The 23660-nt window shown below is 32.7% G+C and carries 21 protein-coding genes; 7 read left to right on the top strand and 14 right to left on the bottom strand.

Annotated elements, in window-relative coordinates; translation table 11 throughout:
- Positions 1-64: 64 nt before the first annotated feature.
- Together AC5ZCW_RS01550 and AC5ZCW_RS01545 are read right to left on the bottom strand one after the other, a co-directional pair.
- A complete protein-coding gene (locus AC5ZCW_RS01550) occupies positions 65-343 on the bottom strand; it encodes a type II toxin-antitoxin system RelE/ParE family toxin (protein ID WP_496117459.1) in 279 nt (92 codons plus the stop codon).
- Complete coding sequence (locus AC5ZCW_RS01545) at positions 336-581, bottom strand: ribbon-helix-helix domain-containing protein (protein WP_496117457.1); 246 nt, start codon at positions 579-581, stop codon at positions 336-338. Before AC5ZCW_RS01545 ends, AC5ZCW_RS01550 begins: the two co-directional genes overlap by 8 nt.
- 170 nt (positions 582-751) lie before the next feature.
- Between AC5ZCW_RS01545 and AC5ZCW_RS01540 the strand changes: the two genes are divergently transcribed.
- Both AC5ZCW_RS01540 and AC5ZCW_RS01535 read left to right on the top strand, forming a co-directional pair.
- Positions 752-1387 carry an MEDS domain-containing protein gene (locus AC5ZCW_RS01540; protein ID WP_496117455.1) on the top strand — a complete coding sequence of 212 codons (636 nt, stop codon included), beginning with the start codon at positions 752-754 and terminating at the stop codon, positions 1385-1387.
- A gap of 327 nt (positions 1388-1714) precedes the next feature.
- Complete coding sequence (locus AC5ZCW_RS01535; protein WP_496117453.1) at positions 1715-2737, top strand: META domain-containing protein; 1023 nt, start codon at positions 1715-1717, stop codon at positions 2735-2737.
- A 162-nt stretch (positions 2738-2899) separates the two neighbouring features.
- Here the strand turns inward: AC5ZCW_RS01535 and AC5ZCW_RS01530 are convergent, their stop codons facing one another.
- The 5 genes from AC5ZCW_RS01530 to AC5ZCW_RS01510 all read right to left on the bottom strand — a co-directional run bounded on the left by AC5ZCW_RS01530 (position 2900) and on the right by AC5ZCW_RS01510 (position 8154).
- Complete coding sequence (locus tag AC5ZCW_RS01530; protein WP_496117451.1) at positions 2900-4111, bottom strand: DUF2931 family protein; 1212 nt, start codon at positions 4109-4111, stop codon at positions 2900-2902.
- 310 nt (positions 4112-4421) lie between these two features.
- Entirely contained in the window at positions 4422-6488 is a 2067-nt protein-coding gene (locus AC5ZCW_RS01525; protein WP_496117449.1) for a phospholipase effector Tle1 domain-containing protein, read from the bottom strand.
- A gap of 5 nt (positions 6489-6493) precedes the next feature.
- Positions 6494-6988, bottom strand: a complete 495-nt coding sequence (locus AC5ZCW_RS01520; protein WP_496117448.1) for a DUF4280 domain-containing protein — start codon at positions 6986-6988, stop codon at positions 6494-6496.
- 19 nt (positions 6989-7007) lie between these two features.
- The gene (locus AC5ZCW_RS01515; protein WP_496117446.1) at positions 7008-7847 is read right to left on the bottom strand and encodes a hypothetical protein; all 840 of its coding nucleotides are present in this window, start codon (positions 7845-7847) and stop codon (positions 7008-7010) included.
- Between the two features lie 88 nt (positions 7848-7935).
- Positions 7936-8154, bottom strand: a complete 219-nt coding sequence (locus AC5ZCW_RS01510) for a hypothetical protein (protein ID WP_496117444.1) — start codon at positions 8152-8154, stop codon at positions 7936-7938.
- Between the two features lie 442 nt (positions 8155-8596).
- Between AC5ZCW_RS01510 and AC5ZCW_RS01505 the strand changes: the two genes are divergently transcribed.
- Both AC5ZCW_RS01505 and AC5ZCW_RS01500 read left to right on the top strand, forming a co-directional pair.
- Complete coding sequence (locus AC5ZCW_RS01505) at positions 8597-9256, top strand: outer membrane beta-barrel protein (RefSeq protein ID WP_496117442.1); 660 nt, start codon at positions 8597-8599, stop codon at positions 9254-9256.
- 372 nt (positions 9257-9628) lie between these two features.
- Positions 9629-10663 (top strand): sulfite exporter TauE/SafE family protein, encoded by a 1035-nt coding sequence (locus tag AC5ZCW_RS01500; RefSeq protein ID WP_496117440.1) that lies wholly within the window; start codon positions 9629-9631, stop codon positions 10661-10663.
- A gap of 21 nt (positions 10664-10684) precedes the next feature.
- On the opposite strand, the gene AC5ZCW_RS01495 is transcribed toward AC5ZCW_RS01500, so the two are convergent.
- A complete protein-coding gene (locus tag AC5ZCW_RS01495) occupies positions 10685-11035 on the bottom strand; it encodes a helix-turn-helix transcriptional regulator (protein ID WP_343544430.1) in 351 nt (116 codons plus the stop codon).
- Positions 11036-11210: 175 nt separating this feature from the next.
- Between AC5ZCW_RS01495 and AC5ZCW_RS01490 the strand changes: the two genes are divergently transcribed.
- The 3 genes from AC5ZCW_RS01490 (at position 11211) to AC5ZCW_RS01480 (ending at position 15814) form a co-directional block, all read left to right on the top strand.
- Positions 11211-13667 (top strand): TonB-dependent receptor, encoded by a 2457-nt coding sequence (locus tag AC5ZCW_RS01490; RefSeq protein WP_496117438.1) that lies wholly within the window; start codon positions 11211-11213, stop codon positions 13665-13667.
- 233 nt (positions 13668-13900) lie between these two features.
- A complete protein-coding gene (locus tag AC5ZCW_RS01485; RefSeq protein WP_496117436.1) occupies positions 13901-14662 on the top strand; it encodes a phosphatase PAP2 family protein in 762 nt (253 codons plus the stop codon).
- Positions 14663-14743: 81 nt separating this feature from the next.
- Positions 14744-15814 carry a glycosyltransferase family 9 protein gene (locus tag AC5ZCW_RS01480; protein ID WP_496117434.1) on the top strand — a complete coding sequence of 357 codons (1071 nt, stop codon included), beginning with the start codon at positions 14744-14746 and terminating at the stop codon, positions 15812-15814.
- A 68-nt stretch (positions 15815-15882) separates the two neighbouring features.
- Here the strand turns inward: AC5ZCW_RS01480 and AC5ZCW_RS01475 are convergent, their stop codons facing one another.
- From AC5ZCW_RS01475 to AC5ZCW_RS01450, 6 genes are all read right to left on the bottom strand, one after another.
- On the bottom strand, positions 15883-16761 hold the full coding sequence (locus AC5ZCW_RS01475; RefSeq protein ID WP_496117432.1) for a diacylglycerol/lipid kinase family protein: 879 nt from the start codon (positions 16759-16761) through the stop codon (positions 15883-15885).
- 2 nt (positions 16762-16763) lie between these two features.
- A complete protein-coding gene (locus tag AC5ZCW_RS01470) occupies positions 16764-18722 on the bottom strand; it encodes an LTA synthase family protein (RefSeq protein ID WP_496117430.1) in 1959 nt (652 codons plus the stop codon).
- Between the two features lie 75 nt (positions 18723-18797).
- Positions 18798-21209: a TonB-dependent receptor gene (locus AC5ZCW_RS01465; RefSeq protein ID WP_496117428.1), complete on the bottom strand. Its 2412-nt coding sequence runs from the start codon at positions 21207-21209 to the stop codon at positions 18798-18800.
- A gap of 10 nt (positions 21210-21219) precedes the next feature.
- Positions 21220-21648, bottom strand: a complete 429-nt coding sequence (locus tag AC5ZCW_RS01460; RefSeq protein WP_496117426.1) for a PepSY-like domain-containing protein — start codon at positions 21646-21648, stop codon at positions 21220-21222.
- 73 nt (positions 21649-21721) lie between these two features.
- Positions 21722-23011, bottom strand: coding sequence for a sensor histidine kinase (locus AC5ZCW_RS01455; RefSeq protein ID WP_496117424.1), 1290 nt, complete (start codon positions 23009-23011; stop codon positions 21722-21724).
- Entirely contained in the window at positions 22980-23657 is a 678-nt protein-coding gene (locus AC5ZCW_RS01450; protein ID WP_343544421.1) for a response regulator transcription factor, read from the bottom strand. Before AC5ZCW_RS01450 ends, AC5ZCW_RS01455 begins: the two co-directional genes overlap by 32 nt.
- Positions 23658-23660 lie beyond the last annotated feature (3 nt).

The following is a 23660-nucleotide window of genomic DNA, read 5'->3' as shown; positions in this document are numbered from 1 at the left end:
GGAAATCCTCGCAAGTTAAATTTCTATGATAAAAAAAAAAGCATTTTAGACAAACTGATTTGCTTTAAAAGTCTTGTCTTCCAATAATGGTAATAATTTCTACGCGTTTATCTCCGTTAATTTGGTAATAAATAGTATCAACTCCGCATACACAATAGCGATATCCTGTTTTAATGTGATCAGCTGATGGAAATAAAAAAGGATTTTCCTCTATTTTTTCAAAACAATCATAAAACATATTAAAATAGTGGTCGGCTTGATTAATGCCAAACTTACTAACACCATAATAATAAATTCTTTTTAAATCTTCTTTGGCTTCGCTACTTAAATAATAGCTATACATTAGGCAGATCTTTTTTAAATTCGGTTAACATTTCCTCTCTAGTTTGTTTTTCTGCAAAGCCACTTTTTTCTCCCTTTTCTATTTTAGCTCTTACAAACTCATAGTATTCTTCTTTTGTACGAGCTTGTTTAATCAAATAGTTTATAGCTTCACTTTTACTGCTAAACTCTTCTGTGTCAACCTGATTTTTTAACCACTCATCATTAGGAGCAGTTAATGATATACTTTGTCGTGTCATAATAATTCAAATTTGTATTGGTGTAAATTTACACCAAAGTTTCGAGAAAAAAACATAATTTAGATGAATTCGTTTTTATTTTGGGATAAATGAAGCAGTATCATCAGAATTTTCTATTGAAAATTTCAGCATCAAGTGTTTGCAAAACACTAAATGCGTATATTTGATACATGAATAAACAAACTCCTTTTTCGGTATGCGGAGAATTATTGTCGGCTCCAATGCATATTTGCGGTTTTTTCGATTCGAGAGAACAGCAATATGAAGTAATCATTCCCTATATTTTGGAGGGTTTGGAGGCCAATGACAAAGTAATCAACATTCTTGAAGGAAACCGTCATGGTGAACATTGCCGTTGTCTAGCTGATAATGGAATCTCTATCGCTGAAAAACTGTCTAGCGGTCAATTGGAAGTGATGGCTTCTGAAAATTCTTATATCAAAGATGGCGAGTTCGCTGCAGATAAAATGTACAAAATGCTCGAACAAACTTTACTGTCGGCTTCAAGAGCGGGTTATGATAGTGTCAGAGCTTGCGGAGATATGGTTTGGGCGCTCAAGAACCTGCCAGGAACCGATGAACTTTTAGAATATGAAGCCAGACTGAATCTGCTGACTCCACAACATTCAGTTTCATTAATTTGCATGTACGATATAAGTAGTTTCAGCTCAAATACGCTTACAGATATATTGCTTACACATCCTTATGTAATCAAAGACGGAAAAATCAGCAAAAACCCGCATTATGTAGAACCTTTAGAATTGCTTTCTAGTCTTTCTTCTCGATCTAGTGCGCTTAAATCCTAAATCATATTTTCCTTTTCCGTTAGGCTAATTTATCGGTGAGTTAAAAACTATGCCAAATATCCAGATGATGGCAGTTTTAAGTCTTAATAAGGTTTAAATCCTACAAAATTATTCTTAAATATAACAGAAAGTAGAATTTTTGTTATATTTATACAAACAAACTGATTATGAGTATGTAGTAGTTTGGTTGTTAAAGAAAAAGCCAAATTTAGGGCTGATAAAAAAAAGTTAAAAACATTCTTTATTTTAAAGTGGCACAATTCGTGCCTGCAAAAAAATCATAAATAATCAGAACGCTTAATCGGTGTTCTAAAAAAATTAAAATAAATGAAAAGATTTAAATGTATGTATGTTTTTGTTGTAGTGTTATTATCAACATTTACATATGGTCAGGAAAGTTTAAAAATGTTTGTAAAAGAAAGTAAAGTGCCATGTACGGGTGTTGGCCCAATGGAATGTCTACAGGTAAAGTATGACAACGACAAAGAATGGCAACTTTTTTATAATCATATTGAAGGTTTTAATTTTGAAAAAGGAAACCGATATGAAATACTGGTTACGAAAACCAAAAGACCAGAACCTATTCCGGCTGATGCTTCTGCATATGAGTATAAATTGAAAAGTATAATTTCTAAAACTCCTGTAACTAAGGAAAAAGGAATTTATAATACCAAAATGATTTTAACCCAATTAAATGGGAAAAAGATAAATAGCGGAAAAGCATTTATCACCATTAACGATGAAACGGGCACAATAAGCGGTAAAAACGGATGTAATAATTTCAACGTAAAATACACGAAGCTTTCTTCAAAAAATCAAATTAAGACCAATTCTCCAATGGGAACTTTAATGGCTTGTGATAGCGAAAGCATGAAATTGGAACAAGATTTTAGCACTGCGATTACAAACAAAAAGTTCAAAATTGTAAAGAAAAACAATAAAGTACAGTTTAAAAACAATAAGAACAAAGTGGTTATGGAATTTTCTATTCCAACTCAAAATGAACTGTGGAGTTTTATTGCAAAAAACAATTGGAAACTAATCGCACTAGAAAATGTTGGACAAGATTACGGAAAAGCTTCTATCAAGTTTAACCCAGCAGAAAAGAAAGTGAGCGGAAATTCAGGTTGCAACAACTTCTCTGGAACTTATGAAACTAATGGTGATACTATTTCTTTTGATAAAGTAGCGTCTACAAGAATGGCATGTATTGATGAAGAAGCAAATAAAACAGAGCAAAAAATGTTGTCGTATTTAAACAATAAAGACCTGCGTTTTGATGTAGCAGAGCAAACACTTAATTTTTATCTTAACGATAGATTGATCATGATGTTTGGTATTACGAAATAAATTCAGTTTTATAAGTCATCTTTAAATGGATGATATTTATAAAGAATGATTAGAAAACCAGTGAAGTTGATTCACTGGTTTTTTTATTAACTTTCAGAAATGCTCAAGTGAAACATTGTTTTGATTTTTTTAGAAATTACATCTAGGAAATTTAGATTTTGTTTATTCTGCATCATAAACTTCCACTTTTGAGTTTGGTATTCCAACTTCTGAAGTTGGTGATTTTAAATAAACTTTACCAGAATAGACTGGTTTGTTGATGTTACTTTTGATAATTTCTTTATTGAATTTAATATACAACTCAACATTTTCATTTTTATCGAAAAATGTTTTAAAGCGCTCCATTAATTGATTATTGAAATTACGTTTCTCAAGCGGATCTCTTATAGCGTCATTCTCATCTGCTGTTTTGCCATCGAGTAGATCAACCCAAATACGGACTTCAAATTGTCTTGAAAATTGGTCTTGTACAAAAATTACAAAACTTATAGGAACTGCTTTACCGACAACAGTATCGTTAAGAAATTCAAGACCAGTATTGGTGTTGCTGATAACTTCGTTATTCATAAAAAAGATATCGTAATTGTATATTTTAAAGTCTGATCTATTGGTGCCAATTTTATAGTGATATCTTTTAAGACGATTCTTGAAATATGTATTACTTATTTTATTTTTGGCTATTTCTTCCTGAACAAATGATGGCATTTCTTTTCTACGTAAATCTACCCATTCTTTTCTGTCAGCACCACGACTTCTAAAACTTCTCCAATCTATATTCGTTTCTTTCGCTTGATAAGTGCCAATTTCTTTATTACCAATCCCGCCAATCCATAAAGTGACCAAACCTTCTGGAGCAAAGGCGACGGTTAGTGTATTATATTCATTTTTATATTCTACACCGTCCATACCCATCGTACTGCCATAATCTTTTTTAAAGATATCGTACATTTTTTTTTGAGGCAATTCGAAATCACCAGAAAAAAACTTATTTTCTGCATACGAAAACCAAGCGATTTGCATGCGTTCTGGAACTTTCTTTTTATCATCACCAACTACCATAGTACCGCTGCTGCTAGCTCCCCAACTATCGTTTAGATATTGTCCGCTTGGTATCCATGCAGTGGTGTTATCAGATAAAATAAAACTGCCATCGACAACATCTACAGGACAAGTTTCATCGGCACTTGTTTCAGCTAGCCATTCAAATTTTTCTATTTTTGTAAGCATTTCTTTTTGTTTTTCTGTATTTAAAAAATAATATGTTAATGGTATTTCTTTTTCTTTCCATAAGTCATATCCTAATCTAGAAAGTAGTAGTATCGATAGTACTATGGCTATCAATAAATACAATTTATTTAAACTATTTATCTTCATAATATTAATTTAATTTGGCTTCATACCTTTGATGAATAGATACGTATACCAGGCTATTGATAGTATTGTAATACTTGCCAGTATAAGGAGTATGAATATTATTTTTGTTATTAATCGTTTAAATCCATGAATGGATGCATAGATTGCCAGTAGAATAGTTAGAACAGGAATTACTAGTATTAATCTATAAGAATAACCAAGATAATCAGGATAAAATAAGTAGGATAAAAATGAAATGAATACAATTAAGAATATTGATAATATTTTGTTTTTATTTTGATCTGACATTTTGTTTAAATTTCGTTTATATTTATCCATCAATCTTTTTTCTATATGGTTTTCCGTCTTCATATCTGCCTCCTTTTCCATAGCTATCACAAGTTGATCGATGAAGGTATTTATTTCGTATAAAATATAATTCTTCATTTTTGAACGTTACCGCTTTACTATGCGCTCCGTCATTTGTAATTGCATAACTTAACAAAGAATTTTTAGCTTTAATTAAATCGTTTGGAATTGAATAAATTCCCTTATCAATTTCAGAATTTTCAAATTTTAGTGTGTAATTTTCAGCAAGCTTAACCATTATAGAAAGTGGGATAAATTGATAAGATAGAGGTATTGTTCGAGTAGCAATGTGCTTTGTGTATGAGTATTCTTCATCTTTAATTGTTGTAGTCACTATTTGGTCTTTATGATACCATCCTTCTTTTATTAGAGTTTCTTTTATGTTTTTAAAACCATTTTCTAAATGAAGTTTTCTTATTTCCTTTTCAATTTCGGCGTAACCTCCGCCAATGTCACTATGTACACCAGGAATAGAAAACTCATAGCCAATTCCGGCATCAATAGAGCTTTTAATATTGGTAAGAGAAAAGTTTTCACGATATTCATCAGATGCGGTAATATGTATCACTTTTTTAATATTTCCTTCTAATTTTAAATTTAACTCTTGTATGTCATTGTTAAAATTAGGTGAAGTTGAAAAACTTTCGGAATAGGAGGAAACAGTGTCAAATAGTCCAACAAATTGTATTTTAAATTTGCTAGATTCTAGATCATACATATCCTGTAATTTTCGTCTTTGTGATATAAAATTTCTTGCTGCGGCTGCACCACGACTGAAGCCAAAAACGGTTAGATCTATTTCATTTACAAATTGGTTTTCTTTTATAAATTTATCTGCCTTGAGTTTGTCAATTTTTTTCTTTATCTCCATAAAAGCTTTACTAACTTTAACAGGAATTCCTGATTTATCACCGCTTCCAAAAGCATATCCATAAAAATCATCTTCATCATGATCCCTGGTGCCTTCTCCTTCAATGTAAACTTTTACTTTATTTTCACTGTTTTCTGCAAGGTTTATGTTGTGTAAAATAGCAATGTTAGAAAAATAGTTATCATAACTGCTTTCATTCCCATCATTATCCTCAAAAGCTTTTGCAGCTATTTCTTCTTTAGGAGTTAATAGTATTCCTTTTTTCTTTTTTTCATAAGCTAATCTAGCTTTGGTATTTTCCCTGTTGTTTAAAGTACCGTCAAAAAACACATTGACTGTTACTTTTACGCCTACCTTATCTTCAGGTTTCTTTTGTTTATCTGGAGCAGTAACTTTTGCAACACTATTATTTTTAGGAGGTTCAATTGTTTTCTTGAGATCATTTATAATCTTAAGCTGTATGGTGTCTTGTATGGTGTCAATTTTGCCTATATACTTAACTTGGGCGTAAAATTCATGTTCGTTTTCGTCTCTATAATCTTTATCGTTCAGTATTTTTTGATATACTTTTATGTTGTTAAAGTATAGTTCTGCTTTTCCATATTTGTCAACAGGAGATGTGGTATAGGTTCCCATATTTCGAGAACTATTAGTATGTCCGTCTGTTCCTTCGTCCTCCCAAATGGTCACTTGAAGTCTGTCTCCAGCCGGAATATTTAACGTATGAACGAACAAACGGACATTGTCAGCATAACCAATCGCTTTACCGTCTAGGTCACGATAATATTGGTCTTGCCATTTAAGATCTTCTATGCTTGGTGTTCCTGCAACAGGGGTAATATTCAGTTCTACAGTATCTTTTGCTCCATGAATATCAGTAAAAGTTACGGCAATTGTATAATTGATTTCTATGCTTGCCTGATTAAAAGTAACTCTACCATCGTTGCCTAAATCTAAAAACGGTTTTCCGTTTTTTAAAAGCGTCCAATGTTGTTTTACAATTTTAGAACCATCTACTTCTTTATGGTTATCCTCTTTTTCATTTACATAAAATTGCATTCCTTTTTTTTCTTGATCTTTAGCCGTTTTTGTATACATTAACGAATAAACACTTTTGCCAATTATAGGTCTTGAGTCTCCTTTGATATAAAATTTCATGACTATTATTTTTTTGCTTCAGATATTCCGTTTAACTCGTTTTGAAATTTTCCCATGTTAAACATTGGGTTTATTAGATTATGAACATCTGGATTTGCATTGATGAAATTTTGCTCACTAGGCTCAGGTATTTGCCCGTGATTTTTTACTTCAATACAATCAGGTCCACCAATGGGACAGGTTCCTTTACTGTCTTCTAGTAATACCTTACCATTATTAGACAAGATTATTTTTTTATAAAAGCCACTCCATTTGGTAATTGTAGCTTGACATGGTAAATAATCTCCACTTCCATTAGGTTGCTTTTTACATTTGCCGAAAGTATTCTTTTCTAGAGTTTTACCTATATCTTTATCTGTCGCTATAAGTTTTGCACTGCCATCTTTATCGTTTGCATAATGTTTACTTTGCGTTTTTACTTTTAATTTATCAAGTTTTGGTTCTACACTAAAGTTGCATTTTAGCGTTGCATCGTTCACAACAATGTGTTTTTCGCTCATAATTTTCTCTTATTCTTAATTAATGGAGTTTAAAAAGATCCTTGAAAAAACTTTCTTTTTTAATAGTTTCACCTATAAAAAAGTCATGATTTTGCTCAGATGCTGTAATTTTTTTATCATTGAGATTGTAGATTTTGACTGTCGCTTTTTTAGTAAAATCACCAATGATATCACATTCTAAACTTGCGCCCTCGATGTTATATGTATTTGGATTCAAATGGTAAATGGAATGATAGTTGCCAGAAAAAGTATTTTTTTCAAGAGCGCTTTCTTTTGATGTACTTAATAATGTGCCTTTTTTCTCAATTACGACCATATTTATATCATTTAGATACTCATCGATTTTTTGAGTTACCTTGAATGATATAAAGTCATTTTTTGGCGTAATGGCAAAATCTGCCTCTGTTATGAAAGATAAATCTGAAGTGTAAGTAGTATGGATTCCACTAAAGAAAACGTTTAAAAACCAATCATCTGATAAATTGTGGAGTAGGCTTTCTTCTTCATTTAATATAGAATCGATCGTATCTAAATATTTATGTATAGCTAGACCTTCATTTTTTTCTAAGATACTTTTTCTTTTCGCAATCCATCGTTCTCGTATAGCACTAAAATTATGAATATCGATCCATTTGCCTTCTGGATTAACCACAATTAGTAAAGGATACAAAACATTTGAAACTTCTTCGGCTATAACATCTGTAAGGGCTTCAATTTGAACATTATTTAAATATACTTTGGATATTCTATCAATTTCAAATAAAGAGTATCCATTTTTATCTCTTGTAATGCGTTCTGCGCTTACTTCGTATTTTATAGTTTGTACATGTTTATCGTTTTCAATTGTTTGAAGCACCATGTAGCTATTTTTACCTCTTACATTATGGAAAGGTATTTTGAAACCATTATCGAAAATTACTTTGGTTGGCTTTGCATTCTCTTTTTCCTTATCTGATTCCTGTTTTGTTGGTTTTAAAAGAAGGAATTCTAAATGACTTGTTTATTACATCACAATCTTCAATACAATTAAAATTATGATAATGTCTAAGTTCTTCGAGTGTTATTCCAAGTTTATCTGCTACTGAAATTGGAGCATCTCCTTTTTGTATCTTGTAAGTAAAGTGTTTAACTGCTCCGCGCTTATCTAAAATTTCACCAATAATCATAAAGTATATTTAGAATTTATTTAATGTATAAATACACATATTTTTCTTACATTTTTAAAAAATAAGAATTTAGAGGCAATAATTTAACATAATACTGAAAGGTAATGATTCGTGCTATTACTAATCTTTTTATTTGTAAGTAGTTAGACGTGTGCTGAATAAATGTCTCTTGGTTGCTTTCTATTAAAGTAATATTCGAAAATAAAAAATATGTTTAACAGCACTTTGATTTTTAAATAACGCACATAATTTTCTAGAAATTTTATAAAATATGGTTTCATTTTATAATATGAAACATAATTGAGCTGACATTTTAGCTGAGAATCATTTTTTGTAAGATAACTTTGGGTATAAATAAGCCATTGATGCAGACTCTAGTTTCAATTAAGCTAACTGGCTTGAAAATAGTAACTCCCATTATTACAAACTAAAATTTTAAATTATGAAAAAGTATCATTTATTAGGTTTCTTTTTTTTCCTTTCACTGGCAATGTCAGCGCAAAGCAGTCAGTCATTTTTGCTTAATCTGTATGGAGGATATACTTTTTCCGACAGAGTAGATTTTGATTCTTCTTACGCCAAGGTAGAAGATGGTTTTGAGTACGGAATAGGTTTGGAATATTTTATAATGGATAATGCTTCGATCGAGTTAAAGTATAACAGGCTAGATACACACATGCCTTTGTATACGAAAGTTGGTATAACGAATGGTGCCAACACTATTCCGCCTGGAACTCAGCTTAATGCTGGAGACGATAAAGGTGCAATCAACTACATATTGGCAGATTACACGTATTATTTTGGCTCAAGCTCTCAAAAAGCGCTTCCATTTCTTGGTGCTGGTTTAGGGGTTTCAATTCTTGAAACGCCAAGAAGCGGTAGCGGAACGTATTTTGCTTGGGAGATTAAAGCTGGTGTGAAAGTAAAAACAGATTCGCCATTGTCTATTAATCTTCATGCTTATTTGCAGTCTATGTCGGCAGCTGTTGGATATGATTACTATTGGGACTACTATTGGGGACCAGTGGCAGTTACTGATTATGCATCAACATTTCAGTTCGGACTTGGTGCTTCTTTAAGCTATGATTTTAGTAAAAAATAATCTAGAAATTAATCTCTTATAGAAGTCTTAGAAGTTTCGAAGGTTCTTTAAATTACATTAATTATTTATCGTTATAAATGAAGACAGATATTTTGGTATCTGTCTTTTTTTTGATTTTAGAATTGTACATTTTTAGTGTGTGGTTCTAGATTTGCGAACTGATATATTAAAATTTGAAAAAGCATTTTGATTATTTGCACTGCAATATTGCCAGACTTTTTGGAAACATTTGATAGTGGTTTTATTAACTTATTTTAAGATGCTTGTAACTAGAAAATTAGAACCAAAACCTTATTCAGGTTTTATTCAACATTCGTTTATAACTTGCCTTACTTTTTTCAAGTTAGATAAACAAAGTTTAATAAACATAAAATGGTTACAAGTTTAATAATAATATTTATCTGCAGTTTTTTGGCATTTGCTATAAGTGCAATCTGCGGAGGCGGAGCGGGGCTTATGCTTATTCCAATTCTTGGTGCGCTATTGCCAATGAATCAGGTTCCTGCAGCTCTTTCAATAGGAACGTTTACAAGTTCTGCTTCGAGAATTATTCTTTTTAAGAAAAATATCTGCTGGTATATTGTCAAATATTTTGTTCCCGCAGCAATACCCGCAGTTTGGTTAGGAGCGTGGTTGCTTAAATTTTTAAATCCGTTATATTTAGAAATCGTAATGGGACTTTTCCTGATAAGCAATCTTCCGTTTATTTTTAAAAAGCCTGCGGAAATAAATGCAGGAGAAAAAACAGCAAATTGGCTTTTATGCTTTATCGGATTCTCAGCAGGATTTCTGTCAGGTCTTACAGGAGTTGTTGGACTTCTTTTTAATAAATTTTATTTACGTTATGGACTATCAAAAGAAGAAATAGTGGCTACGAGAGCGGCCAACGAAATTATTCTTCATTTAATTAAAATAGTTCTGTACACACTTTTTGGATTGATATCAATGAAAGTCATTTCGATAGGAGTTGTAGTTGCCGCTGCAGCTATACTTTCATCTTTGTCTATGAAGTGGGTTTTGCCAAAATTAAGCGAGTTTGTTTTCAAAAAAATCGGCTATTATGCAATGGTACTTTCTGGATTTGTAATTCTAGGAAAAACAACATCAACTTTGGCAATGGAAAAAGGAGGGAACTTTACCGCAACTTCCATGTCTAAAGGAATTGAAGCAAAGTTAAAATGGCAAAATGCACGTTTTGCAATGGAATTTACTTATGACGAAGGTTTTGAGTTTGAACAAATAATTCCGATGAAGGATTTGACTGCTGAACAGCAATCATTGGTAAAAAGCATAAGCAACAATGCAGATAAAATAATTATTGAAGCTGTATATGCAATAAATAAAAGATCTTATGAAGCTTATTATTTTAAAAACAATAAACTGATTCATAAGATTGATTTTAAGTGAATTAAAAATCGTTGCCAGATTTTACTTCGAATCTTTTTTATTTTTTCTAGCTTTTAATCTTCTGATTTCTGCTTTCAATTCTTTGTTTTCTTTTTTAAGGCTTTCAATCTGTTCAAGGAGATCAGGAGGAATAATCGTATTTGTTTTTTTCAGATTTCCAGAGAGCATGCTGTTTCGGGAACTGTTTTCGTATATTTCATATTTGTCAACGCCTAAAACTTCAGCTATTTTGTCCCATTCTGCAGCAGTAATGCTAGTAAGTCCTCTTTCTTTGCGGCTGTAAGTAGGCTGAGTCATGTTGACTTTTACGGCCATCAAATCCTGATTTATTTCCCGTTTCAGGCGCATTTCGATAAGTTTTACTTTTTTCAAGGCTATTTAATTTTCAGAAGAATTATTGTTTGAAGTGCTTCCAAATATGAAAGCCAATTTTGAATTAATTCTGAATTTTTCGCTTTTTAATACATTTTAGAAAATAAAAGAGCAATGAAAATCTTCAAGATATATTCAGATTTGAGTTTTTATTTTGCTGAAATAAATTTTCTCTATGCGCTATTTTATCTTATGTCTGCTTTATATTCTGCCTTTTGCGGCGGTTGCACAATCTTCTAATGCGAAAGCAAAAATCACTGGAAAGGTGATCGATTCTGAAACAAAAGTTCCTATAGAAATGGCTATTGTAAGTGTGTTTCGCACTGGAGAAAGCAAACCTTTTAATGGCCAGACAACCGACCAGAACGGAATGTTTTCAATAGATAATCTTCAAACGGGCGAATATCGCATTACCATCGATTTTATCAGTTATAAAGAAATCGTGTACAATGCTGTAAAAGTAAATACTTCGGGAAATTCAATTAATCTAGGAAATATTCAATTGGTTCCTTCATCAAATCAATTAGATGAAGTAAAAATTGTTTCAAAAACGCAGACCGTTCAAAACAAAATTGATAAAATGGTTTATAACGCTGCTAATGACCTTAATAGTCAGGGTGGTGTTGCTACTGATGTTCTAAAGAATGTTCCAATGATAAGTGTTGATATTGACGGAAATGTGGAGTTGCAAGGAAATCCAAACATCCGTTTTTTAATAAACGGGAAACCTTCGAGCATATTTGGAGCCAGCGTTTCAGATGCACTGCAATCTATACCAGCAAGTCAGATCAAAAGTATTGAAGTTATTACCAGTCCAGGTGCTAAATATGATGCAGCGGGAACGGGAGGTATTATAAATATTGTTTTAAAAGAAAGTAAAGTTCAAGGAATTAACAGCAGTATAAACTTATCGGCAGGAACAAGATTAGAAAATGGTTCTTTCAATCTGAATGCACGAAAGGGAAATTTTGGTGTAGGCGTATATTTTAGTGGAAATAAGCAATTGACAACAAAAACAAAGAGTTCAAGCGACCGTATTTCCTATAATGAAGCTAGAGACAGTATAAACAGATTGTATCAAAATGGTACAAGTCCTTTTACTAGAAGCGGTTATCAAACGGGAATAAATGCAAATTGGAGTATTACGCCAAAAGACGAATTAACTGCTACTTTGGGATATAATCATTTTGAGAATAATTCATCTGGAATCACATTGCAAGACCAAACTTCTTCTTTGTCTGACGGTACCGTTTTGTCTGAAATTTTGAGTGAAAGAAATTCGGTAAGCAATTTTAAAAATAATGCAATCGATTGGAGTTTAGGATATAAAAAAACTTTTGATAGAGAAGATCAAGAATTGAATTTTCTGGTAACGTCAAGTTATGGCAAAAGTACAAATGATGCGTCGCAGGAAACCGATTATAGAGACAATGTAAACCCGACTTCAGGACTTAGAAGTTATAATCCAGGAAACGATCATCAAGTAGAACTTTCTCTAGATTTTGTTAGGCCAATTTCTAAGGGATTTGTCTTGGAAATGGGATCAAAAGTATCTTTAGAAAACATCAACAGTAATGTCATTACAGATACTCTTGCATTAGATGGTTCTTATATAAATAATCAGGGGCAAACTTATGGATTTCAGTACAAACGAAATATTTATGCAGCGTATGCATCTACATCTTTTTCATTGTTTAAAAACTTTTTAGAAGGAAGAGCAGGTCTCCGATATGAACGTACCAATACAACTGCCGATTTCGTTGGAGTTAGTATTCCTGATTACAATACTTTTGCTCCATCTTTTACTGTTCAGCATAAATTCAACGAAAATGAGTCTATCAAATTTTCTTATAGTTATCGAATAGAACGTCCTGATTACGAAGAATTAAATCCGTTTTTTAATATCAGCGATCCGCATAACATTAGTACCGGAAATCCATTTTTGAAGCCAGAAATTGGGAATCGTTTTGAACTAGGCTACAGTAAAAATTTTGCCAATAATGCCAATATTTATTTCTCTGGTTATTACCGACGAAATACCGATGATATCCAGAGCTTTTCTACCTATCATTCTGTGCTGAATGTCAACGGAACAGATTATACAGATGTAACGCTAACACAGCGTTACAATATTGGAACTCAAACCGATATTGGAGCAAGCTTATTTGGATCTATTAAAATTGATGAAAAGCTAAATATAAGATCTACAATTGAATTTGGAGACCGTACAACAACCAATCCTTCTTTGCCTACTGTGAGCGGCTTTAATTACAGAGCAAATTTGAATTTGAGCTATCAGTTTGCACCTTCTTTTACCGGAGAGATTTTTGGAAATTACCGCTCTTCTCAGAAAAATATTCAAGGAAATCGACCAGCTTCATTCTTTTATAATCTGGCTCTAAGAAAGCAGTTTCTGCAAAAATCTGCAAGTATCGGATTAACAATGGCGAATCCTTTTAATAAATATATGAGCCAAAGATCGACTAAATATGGTGCGAGTTTTAATCAGGTGAATATAAAAGAAATTCCTGTTCAGTCTTTTGGAATTTCGTTTAGCTATAAATTCGGAAAATTAGAATTTAAGAAAGGAGAAGGCGATAATCACAATGAACCTCAACAGCCAACCATTTAATTTATTGTATTGCTTAATGCAATATTAAGAATCGCAGGAGATTAATTCAGAATTAATTCAGGATTACTAAAGAGTTTTGCATTGAAATTAAATGGTTTATTATGAGTTGTTTATTGCTGCAGCTAATTAGAATTTATTTGGGTTATGTGCTGTTTAAAGTTGCGATAACTTTTAGGAATAAAACTTCAATAGTTTGATAGCCAGTTTAATTTCGATTTCTAATTTCTCTTAAAATGCGAAAATTTTTTTTATTATTTCTTTTGAGTATAACGGTTACAAATGCACAAAAGACTGTTTCTGATTCTATAGCGGTAAAGGATACTGATACCGTGCATAATTTAAAATTTAACTATAAGCAGCTTATCATACCCACCGTGCTTATTGGTTATGGATTTATCGGACTTGAAAGCGATCAGCTTAAGGGTTTTAATGCAGAAATTAAAGAAGAGGTAAACGAACATATTGATAATAAAATCACTATCGATGATTTTTCGCAATATGCACCTGCTGCATCTGTGTACGCTCTAAATGCGATGGGCATAAAAGGGAAAAACAACCTGAAAGACCGATCTATAATTTTGGCTACGTCGTATCTGATGATGAGCACTACGGTTTTTGCTTTAAAAAGTATTACGAAAGTAGAAAGACCAGATGGTTCTGCCAATAATTCTTTTCCTTCAGGACATACTGCAAATGCTTTTGCTGGAGCTGAATTTCTCTGGCAGGAATATAAAGATCAATCTATTTGGTACGGAATAAGCGGTTATATAGTTGCGACAGGAACGGGACTTTTTAGAATGTACAATAATAGACATTGGCTTACCGATGTTGCGGCAGGAGCGGGAATTGGAATATTAAGCACCAAAGCGGCATACTGGCTGTTTCCGTATGTAAAAAACACTTTTTTTCCTTCCAAAGAAAACAAAGTAACCTCGATGATTGCTCCTTTTTATAATGGCAAGCAAATGGGCGCTGGAATGGTTGTACAGTTTTAAGGTACATCGCAAGTAATTTGAATTTAACGTAAGTATTTAAATACCACAAAGCTGATTTAAGCTTTAAATCTTTCTGTATAAATGAAAATACCTAAAAAAGTGAATGCTTTTCGAAGAACTGCAATGCGTTTTTTGACTAAAAACATTGGTTCTTCCCCTAAGTTTTCTGATAAATTTATTCAAGATCCGAAAGCGGTAAAAAGAATTTTAATCTGTCGACCGAACGCACGACTCGGGAACTTGCTGCTTATTACTCCCTTAGTTAAGGAAATCAATTCTATTTTTCCTGATGCGCAAATTGATTTTTTTGTCAAAGGAGGATTAATGCCATTGATTTTAAATAATTATAGCCAAACAGGAGAAGTGATTGTTTTGCCTAAAAAACCTTTCAGCAATCTTTTAATTTATCTAAAAGTTTGGCTTAAAATTGAACGTAAAACCTATGATATAGCCATAAATGTAGATAAAGATTCCTCATCGGGAAGACTTGCTGTGGAACGCTCTAAAGCCACTTTTAAATTTTTTGGAGATGATCTCGATGAGAATGTTTTAAGACCAGATGATTATGAACATATTGCAAAATATCCAGTATACAATTTTAGAGCATTTTTAAAAAGTATTGGTTTAGAGCGTACTGAAAATCCAGTCTCAGAAACAGATCTTAAATTAAGCGCTCAAGAACTTGTTCAAGGCAGAAAAATCCTTTTGGATAAATTTGATAATAATAAAAAGACCATTGCTTTTTTCACTTATGCTACAGGAGATAAATGTTTTTCGGAATTTTGGTGGGAGGATTTCTATGAGCTTTTAAAAGCAAAATACGAACGAGACTATAATCTACTTGAAATTTTACCTGTAGAGAATGTATCTCAGATTCAGTTTAAAGCAGCCAGTTTTTATAGCAAAGACATTCGTGAAATAGGTTCTGTACTGGCCAATGTCGCTTTGTTTATTGGGGCTGATAGTGGTATAATGCATCTGGCAAATGCATCGCATACCAGCACGGTGGGATTGTTCTCTGTTTCTAATCTTAAAAAATACGAACCTTACGGATTTGGTTCAATCGGAATTGATACCAATAGTATTGTAAATAAAAACCAATACATTTTGGTAATGGACGAAATTTTGCTTGACAGAGAAGTGGTCATTTAAAAATAAAACTCCAAATAAGATTACTGATAAAGAAACTTATTTGGAGTTGAAAATCGTTTTCAAGGAAATTAAACCAAGACTTCAATGCTTTTCGGCAGAATACTAACTTGGATAATATTGGTTTTTAAGTTCTGAAATTCCCCATCGATTTGGGCGTCTATAAAAATTTTATGAGGCATTTCTATATGTACCTCTCGCACTAATGCATGCTGTGCTTTTTTAAACTTCTCGATTGAATTTTTCAGCACATTAAGACCAAGCAGTAATTTTTCTAAAAATGTAAGTTCAGGAATAATAACCATATCGAGAACACCATCACTAAGACTTGCTTTTGGAGTAAGGCTCATATTGTATCCCATTTCGTTAGAATTGGAAATAAAGAGCATAAAAGGATTTACTTCGTGTTTTTTTCCGTCAGAAGAAACAACGGTATATTGTGGTTTAAACTGAAAACTTGAAGAAAGCGCCGCTTTAATATACGAAGATAAGGTTCTGTTTCCCGAATGTTCGTATTTCTTTATAATCATAGCATCAATACCAATTCCCATATTACTGAAAAAATAGTATTGATTTATTTTTCCAACATCAATAGAAACTGTATTTCCTTTTTTAATAATTTCCACGGCCTTATCAAAATTTCGCGGAATATTTAAATTTGAGGCTAATCCATTTCCTGATCCAACGGGAATTATTCCCAGTTTAATATTAGAGCCAATAAGAGCTGATGCTACTTCGTTTATAGTGCCGTCTCCACCGCATGCAACAATATAATGCGGATTGTTTGCAACGGCTGTTTTTGCCAACTCAATAGCATGTTTTTTTTGTTTCGTATAATCGATCTCAATTTTGTACCCTTCCTTTGGGAATTGACTCAAAAGGTAAGAAGTAGTGATATCATGCTTCCCACTTCCAGAAATTGGATTGATTATAAAATGTATGTAGATCATTATTATTTTAAAAGTTTATTTGTAAAAAGGTAATCTGCAGTCTGATACCAAGCTATAGTTTCTTCTAGGAAAGACTTGTTCATAGGTAAGGATTTAAGACTGTTATCTTGCTTGTTCCAAGTATAAAAAGCCTGTTTTTTCTGGTCTGACAAAATCATCACTTTTTCTTTTTTCATCAATACCAATTTTCGGTAGGTTCCCATTAATGCTCGTTCTTCAAATTTAGGATCCAACACATTATTTCCGAAAAAATCAGATTCATAGTTCCATCTGAAAATAGAAAACAAGGTAGGCCAAAGATCAATTTGAGAACACTGTTTGTCTATTTTTTGATTGTATTGTTCTGGCAGGTTTGCAATAAATGCTGGAATATGATAATTGGCTACATCAATTTCATCTTTTCCCGCACTGCTAGCACAATGATCTGCAATAATAACAAAGATAGTGTTTTTAAACCAAGGCTTAAGGCTAGCTTTTTTAAAGAGTTCTCTTAAAGCAAAATCAGTATATTTTACAGCACCTTCTCGGCTAGTTCCTGAGGGAATATCAATTTTTCCTTCAGGATAAGTATAAGGTCTATGATTGGAAGTAGTCATAACGAAATTGAAGAAAGGCTTTTTGTTTTTATACTGCTCATCGGCTGTTTTGAGCATTTTATTAAAAATATCTTCATCACAAATTCCCCATGCATTCTCAAAAGTTACCTCATTGTCGTTTATATTATGCCTTACGGTTTTAATTTTATCACTCAATACACTGCCACGTCCTCGGTCGTAAATGGTAAAGCCATTTCCGCCAAAGTAAGCATTCATATTATCAAAATAACCGTCGCCTCCGTAAAAGAAATTACAATCATATGCTTTAGATTTAAAAACACTGCAAACCGTAAAAAGATTTTGATTTTCGGGCCTTTTTACGATAGATTGTCCAGGTGTCGGAGGAATACACAACGTTACGGCTTCCATGCCACGAACTGTTCTCGTGCCTGTTGCATAAAGATTATTAAAAAATATACTTTTTTGAGCCAGACTGTCCATAAAAGGAGTAATATTTTCCTTGTTTCCAAATTCCTTCAAAAAGCTTCCGCTAAGACTTTCGACAAGAACAAAAACCACATTTTTTCTTGAAGACGATGGCATACTGTCGGTTATAGTTCTGTGGATAGAATATCCCATTGAATTATAACGTGCATTTGGAGTTTTAAGTTTTTCTTTAATTATCGCAAAAGCTTCATCATTATCGATAGAAGTATAGAAATCAACATACTTCATTTGATTGTTGCGAAAAGCGGCAAAAAAAGAATAAATTCCTGATTTTGAAATTTCAGAATTATAGCGGTTATCAGACCATTCGGCTTGATAATTATGAACAAAAAAGCCAAAAAACAAACTCACCGCAATAGTGCAACCCAAGACCAATAATCTAATCTTGGCATTTGCTTTTGCTGTAAAAGTTGTAGTGAAGGCTTGTCTTTTGTAAAAAATAAAAATAAAAGCAATCGTGAGAAGCAGCACACCGCCAACCAGTAATGGAAGAGGGTAGGACTGCTCAATATTGGCTACCACTTCGTGTGTGTAAATTAGATAATCAACCGCGATAAAATTGAACCTAGTTTTAAACTCATCCCAGAAAGTAAGTTCTGCAAAAAAGGTAAAAACAAGAATAAAAATGGTTAATGTGGTAAAAAAATAAACCAAAATTCGATCCAGATAAGAACCAATCCATTTATTGGGCATAATCGTATAATATAAAACTGCTGTCAGCGACACAAAAGAGATGGTTCCTATATCAAAGAAAAAACCGGTGAGCAGTGTTCTTATAAAATTGATGATGCTCCAAGAAACCTCATCATATTGCCAAATGAAAAAAGTAATTCTAAGAATTTGAGATAGAATTAAGAACCAGATTATGAAATGAACTAATACAGCATATCTGCCAGAACGAAAAGATAATTTACCCATAACATTAAAAAAAGTGAGGCAAATTTTACAACTCAATTCTGAATTAAATCTGAATTTTGGTTTTATTAGTGAATATTAAAATTTATAACTGTAACCGAATCGAACAACTTGTGTTTCGTAATAATCTTTACTATTATAGCTAAAACCTTCGCCCTGAACTGTTTTTTGTATTACCAGAGTATTAAAAATATCGGTAGCGTTTAAGAAAATTTCTCCCTTGCCTTTCTGTACTGTTTTTTTAAGTCCAAGATCAACAGAGAATCTCGAGCCAATTTTTCCCTGCGGAATAATATCTGGAGCAAGATAAAGTGTAGAAATTTGACCTTTCAATGTTTTGCCTAATTGCAAAGTATTATTCCATTTTAAATTTCCTGAAACCATCTGCTGACGGTCTCCATGATAAATACTTGGAATAGGGTAAAGATTCGTAACGGTAAAGGCGTCAATTGTGTTTTGATAAAGGTTTCCGTTAATGTTAAAAGAATACCAAGATGTTACTTCTTGAGAATATACAGCTTCAATTCCGACTGAAGAACTTTTATCAGCATTTTGAAACACATTGTATATCAAAGTACTTCCAGGAACAGTAGTTGCAATTCGGGAAATAGTTCCATTTATAATTCTGTAGTAAACAGAAGAGGTGAAGTAGCCTTTTGGCACTGTTTTTTTGTATCCAACCTCAAAAGCACTTGTAAACTGCGGGCGCAAAGCAGGATTGCCAACCTTTATAATTTCGGCATCATCATACTTTGGGAAAATACGAATATCTACTTCTGCAGGTCTATCTACTCTACGATTATAAAAGGCAGTAATTTTATTTTCATCATTTATTTTATATCCAAAACGTACATTAGGAAATGGTTCTGTATAATTATAACCGTCACTTTTATAGGTAGGATGATCAGGATTAACAGCGTACTGTAGATCGACATATTCAAGACGAAGTCCGATTTCTGCCTCAATTTTGCTCGTTTCGTAGATATAATTAGAATAAAGAGCAGGAATGATTTCTTTATAATTGGCCCAACCGCCAGCATTGGCATCGATCGGGGAGTTTTCTCCAGGAAAGAATTGCATGTTGGTTGGAATATTTCTGTTTCTGAATTTAAAACCTGCTTCAAACCTTCCATATTTTAAAGGTTTGATGTAGTCAAGATTAATATCGATAACCTTTTCATCCGAAAGAAGCTTAAAAGAATCCTGTCCAACAGAAGAGGGAAGGGTATTGGTAAAGAAATATTTCTCATCTTCCTGATGATAAGTATAATTAATTCCTGCATTTAATTTATGTCCAGGCTGTTTAAATTTATGTTCGTAAGATGCGCTCGCCATTACAGTTGTTTTAAGTTCATCTTCTAAAAACGACCATAAACGAAGTCGTTGTGAATAATCTTGATTAAAGAAGGGCTCATCTCCATTATCAATGATTTTTTCACTTCCAAAAAGTCCAGAAAATGAAAAACTATTGTGTTCATTATAATTCCAATCCAGTCCTGTTTTGAACGTAGTAAAATGTGTGTTGCGATTTCTGACTGTCTGCTGATTGACAACGCTGCCGTCATCATAGGTTCTGGTCACAAATTCGTTTTTATTTAGGGTTTCTGTGTAAAGATAATCGGCTTGTAGATAAGCGTTAATTTTCTCTTTTCGGTAGTTAAGTGAGAGTGAAGGATTTATTTTTGGAGTAACCTGATACTGCGGACGAATCGTTGGCAGATTGGCTTTGCGTTCCCATAGCGCACCATATCCAGAACTTATTCCAACTTTACCATTGAATCCTTCTTGTTTATTTTTTTTATAAATGATATTTATAATACCAGCATTTCCGTTAGCATCAAATTTAGCAGAAGGATTGTTTATAATTTCAATTCTTTCAATAGCAGAAGCTGGAATATTATCAAGACCAGATTGGTTTCCAAAACCGGTAAGCGCAGTCTGTTTTCCGTCAATAAGAACCATTACTTTGTCATTGCCTCGCAGCTGTACTTTTCCGTCATGAAGCGTTACACCTGGAAGACTTTGCATGGATTGTAGTACAGATCCTCCGCTTTGGGTAATATTATCTGCTACTGAGAATACTTTTTTATCCATTTTGTTGCTCACTTCAGAAGTTTTTGAAGTAACTACAACTTCAGATAAAGTATTAATATCTTCTTCAAGATCGATACTATTTAAATCTAAAAAATCAGAAAGAGTTCCAACAAAAAGTTTTTGAGATTTGACTTTATAGCCTGTTGAACTGATTTCGAGTGTATAATTTCCAGAAGGAACTCCAGGGATATTAAAACGGCCTTCCTCATTGGTAACGGTGCCGGCAACTATTTTTTGGTCTTTGGTGTTTTTTAATGCTACGTTGACATAAGGAATTGCTGTTTTTAAATTTTTATCTTTAATTATTCCTGAGATGGTTGCAGTTGAGTTCTGCGCTGTAACATTATAAATTTTCGCTATAAGTAGCGACAGTACTAAGAATATTTTTAATTTCATTGGTGTGGTTTTAATCTGCAATACTTTTAATGTAGGCTCCTTGTTTGTCAAAAATTAAATCGATTGACGACACTTGTGCTTCGAAGGTAATCGTGCCGTTACTATCAGTTATTTGAGCAGCTTCTTTAATTTTTTTGTGTTTGTAGTTTTTTTCGATGTATGCGAGAGCTTTGGCAGGAAGTTTTTTAACGCTGATTTCTTCTTCCGTTTCCAATATATTTCCATTAGCATCTAGAAGCACGGCGCGTTCTGTACTACCAGTTTTGAAATTGGCTTCATAGTTACCTTTTTCCTTTTCCCATTTTACATCAGGCTGATTAGGATAGGATTTTAGAAAAGTTGATTTTACAATATTGGGAACATTTTTACCGCTTATGTTCTGTGCAGAAATAAAGCAGGAAAAAAGCAGTGCTAAACAAGCAAGAAGTGAATTTTTCATTTGTGCTATTTTTTTTAATTAATAAAAAACCTAGCACAAATTTGAAAAGTGAATCTGTAGGAAGTTTGAATTTTTAAAACTTAACGCTAAAACTATGTAGATTGTTGGAAAAACTGTACTTGATTTGCCAATGGTTTAATTCTGTAATTTTTTTAATAATGGCCAAACCTAGTCCATTGCCTTGAGAGGATGGATTGCTTTTTGAAAAACGGTTGAAGAGTTTGTCTATAACAAGAGGCGTTTTGTCGCCCGAATTAGAGAATATTAATTCATCTTGAAGAGTTGTTATAACTATCTTTCCATTTTTTTCGTTGTGACGAATTGCATTCAAGAAAAGATTATTTATCAAAACTTCTGTCAGAGCTGGGTTTCCGTTAATTTTTAAGTCAGATGTAAATTCTGTTATAACAGTCAGATTTTTTGAGGTTGCTTGTTCTGTAAAAAAATCAAGATGTTTTTTGATGTAATCGTTGATTAGAATATCATTCTTTTCAAGATAAATCTCATTATCAATTTTAGAAAGCAGCAATAAGTTCTTATTAAGCCTGTTAAGTCTAGAAACATCTCTGCTCAATGAACCTACAAGATTAGACTGCTTTTCATTTAATTCAAGCTGTGAAAGTGTATCTATTTTGGTTTGAAATAACGCAAGAGGTGTTTGGAGTTCGTGCGCGGCATTTTCTATAAATTCCCTTTGGTTTTTATAGATTGCTGTGTTTTTTTCAATTAAGAGCTGGAGACTCTTATTTAAACTGTCAAATTCTTCAATATCTGTAGGAGGAAAGTGAGGTGCTTTGTTTTTATCGATTTCAAATTCATGAATTTGGTTTAGTGTGTTGTAGAAAGGTTTCCACAATTTAGCAGCCGTATTTTTTGAAAGCAATATAATTCCGATAAGAAGAATGATAATGATAAGAAGGAACATAATGGCTACACTGTAAACCATTCCCTCCATCTCCAAGAGATTTATTCTCTCCGTGTAAGTATATCTTTTTCCATTAATATCAACTGGAGCATAAATAAGATAGAAAGGTTCTTTCTCGCCAGCCGTTTCATCATACATCATTTTGCCAACAATAGAATCTTTGGTAATTCCCATATCTGGAACAATCATAACATCACGATTGTATTTATTCCAGAGTTTTATATCTGCTTCAGTAAAATTTTCTCGGCTTTCTTTTTCAAATTCGCCTTTGTGCATAAGCAAGACCTCTTCGGTTTCATAAATATAGAGCCACTGGCTAATATAATAGAATACCGGAGCAGAAACCAGAAGTATGATAACAGCAAAAATAAGGAAGCTTCTGGTGGTTTTATGGAGCAGTTTCTTTTTAGTCATTTTCCCATTTGTATCCAAGTCCATATACGGTTTTGATGTAATCACTACCACCTGCTTGATGAATTTTCTTTTTTAAGTTTTTGATGTGCGCGTAGATGAAATCGTGATTATCAAGCATATCGGCCATATCTCCCGAAAGATATTCTGCAATTGCAGCTTTTGAAAGCACCTTGTCTTCGTTTCCGATTAGAAATAGCAGAAGATCGAGTTCTTTCTTTGTAAGATCTAGTTTCTGATCATTTACCGTAACTGATTTGGAGAGAATATCAATTGTAATTTCGTTGAAAACAATATTGTTATTTCCTTTAAAATTTTTACGTCTAATTAAAGCCTGCATGCGAACCAAAAGTTCAGCCAGGTGAAAAGGTTTAGTGAGATAATCATCGGCGCCAAGATTAAATCCTTCAATACGAGTTTCCAGATTTTCTTTTGCCGAAATCACGATTACGCCATCTGTTTTGTTTTTTCTTTTAAGTTCCCTTAATAAATCAAAACCGTCACCGTCGGGCAGCATAAGGTCTAAAAGAATACAGTCATAATCATAATTTTCGATTTTGCTCAATGCCAGACTATAATTTTTAGCAGTCTCACATTGTATGCCATTGTCTTTAAAGTAATTCTTTATACTCTGAGCAATTTCCTGCTCGTCTTCTATAATTAAGATTTTCATGCT

Source organism: Flavobacterium sp. PLA-DH12 (assembly GCF_059511845.1).
Note: the sequence above shows the minus strand (reverse complement) of the source record. Positions and strands in the feature narration are given on the sequence as shown.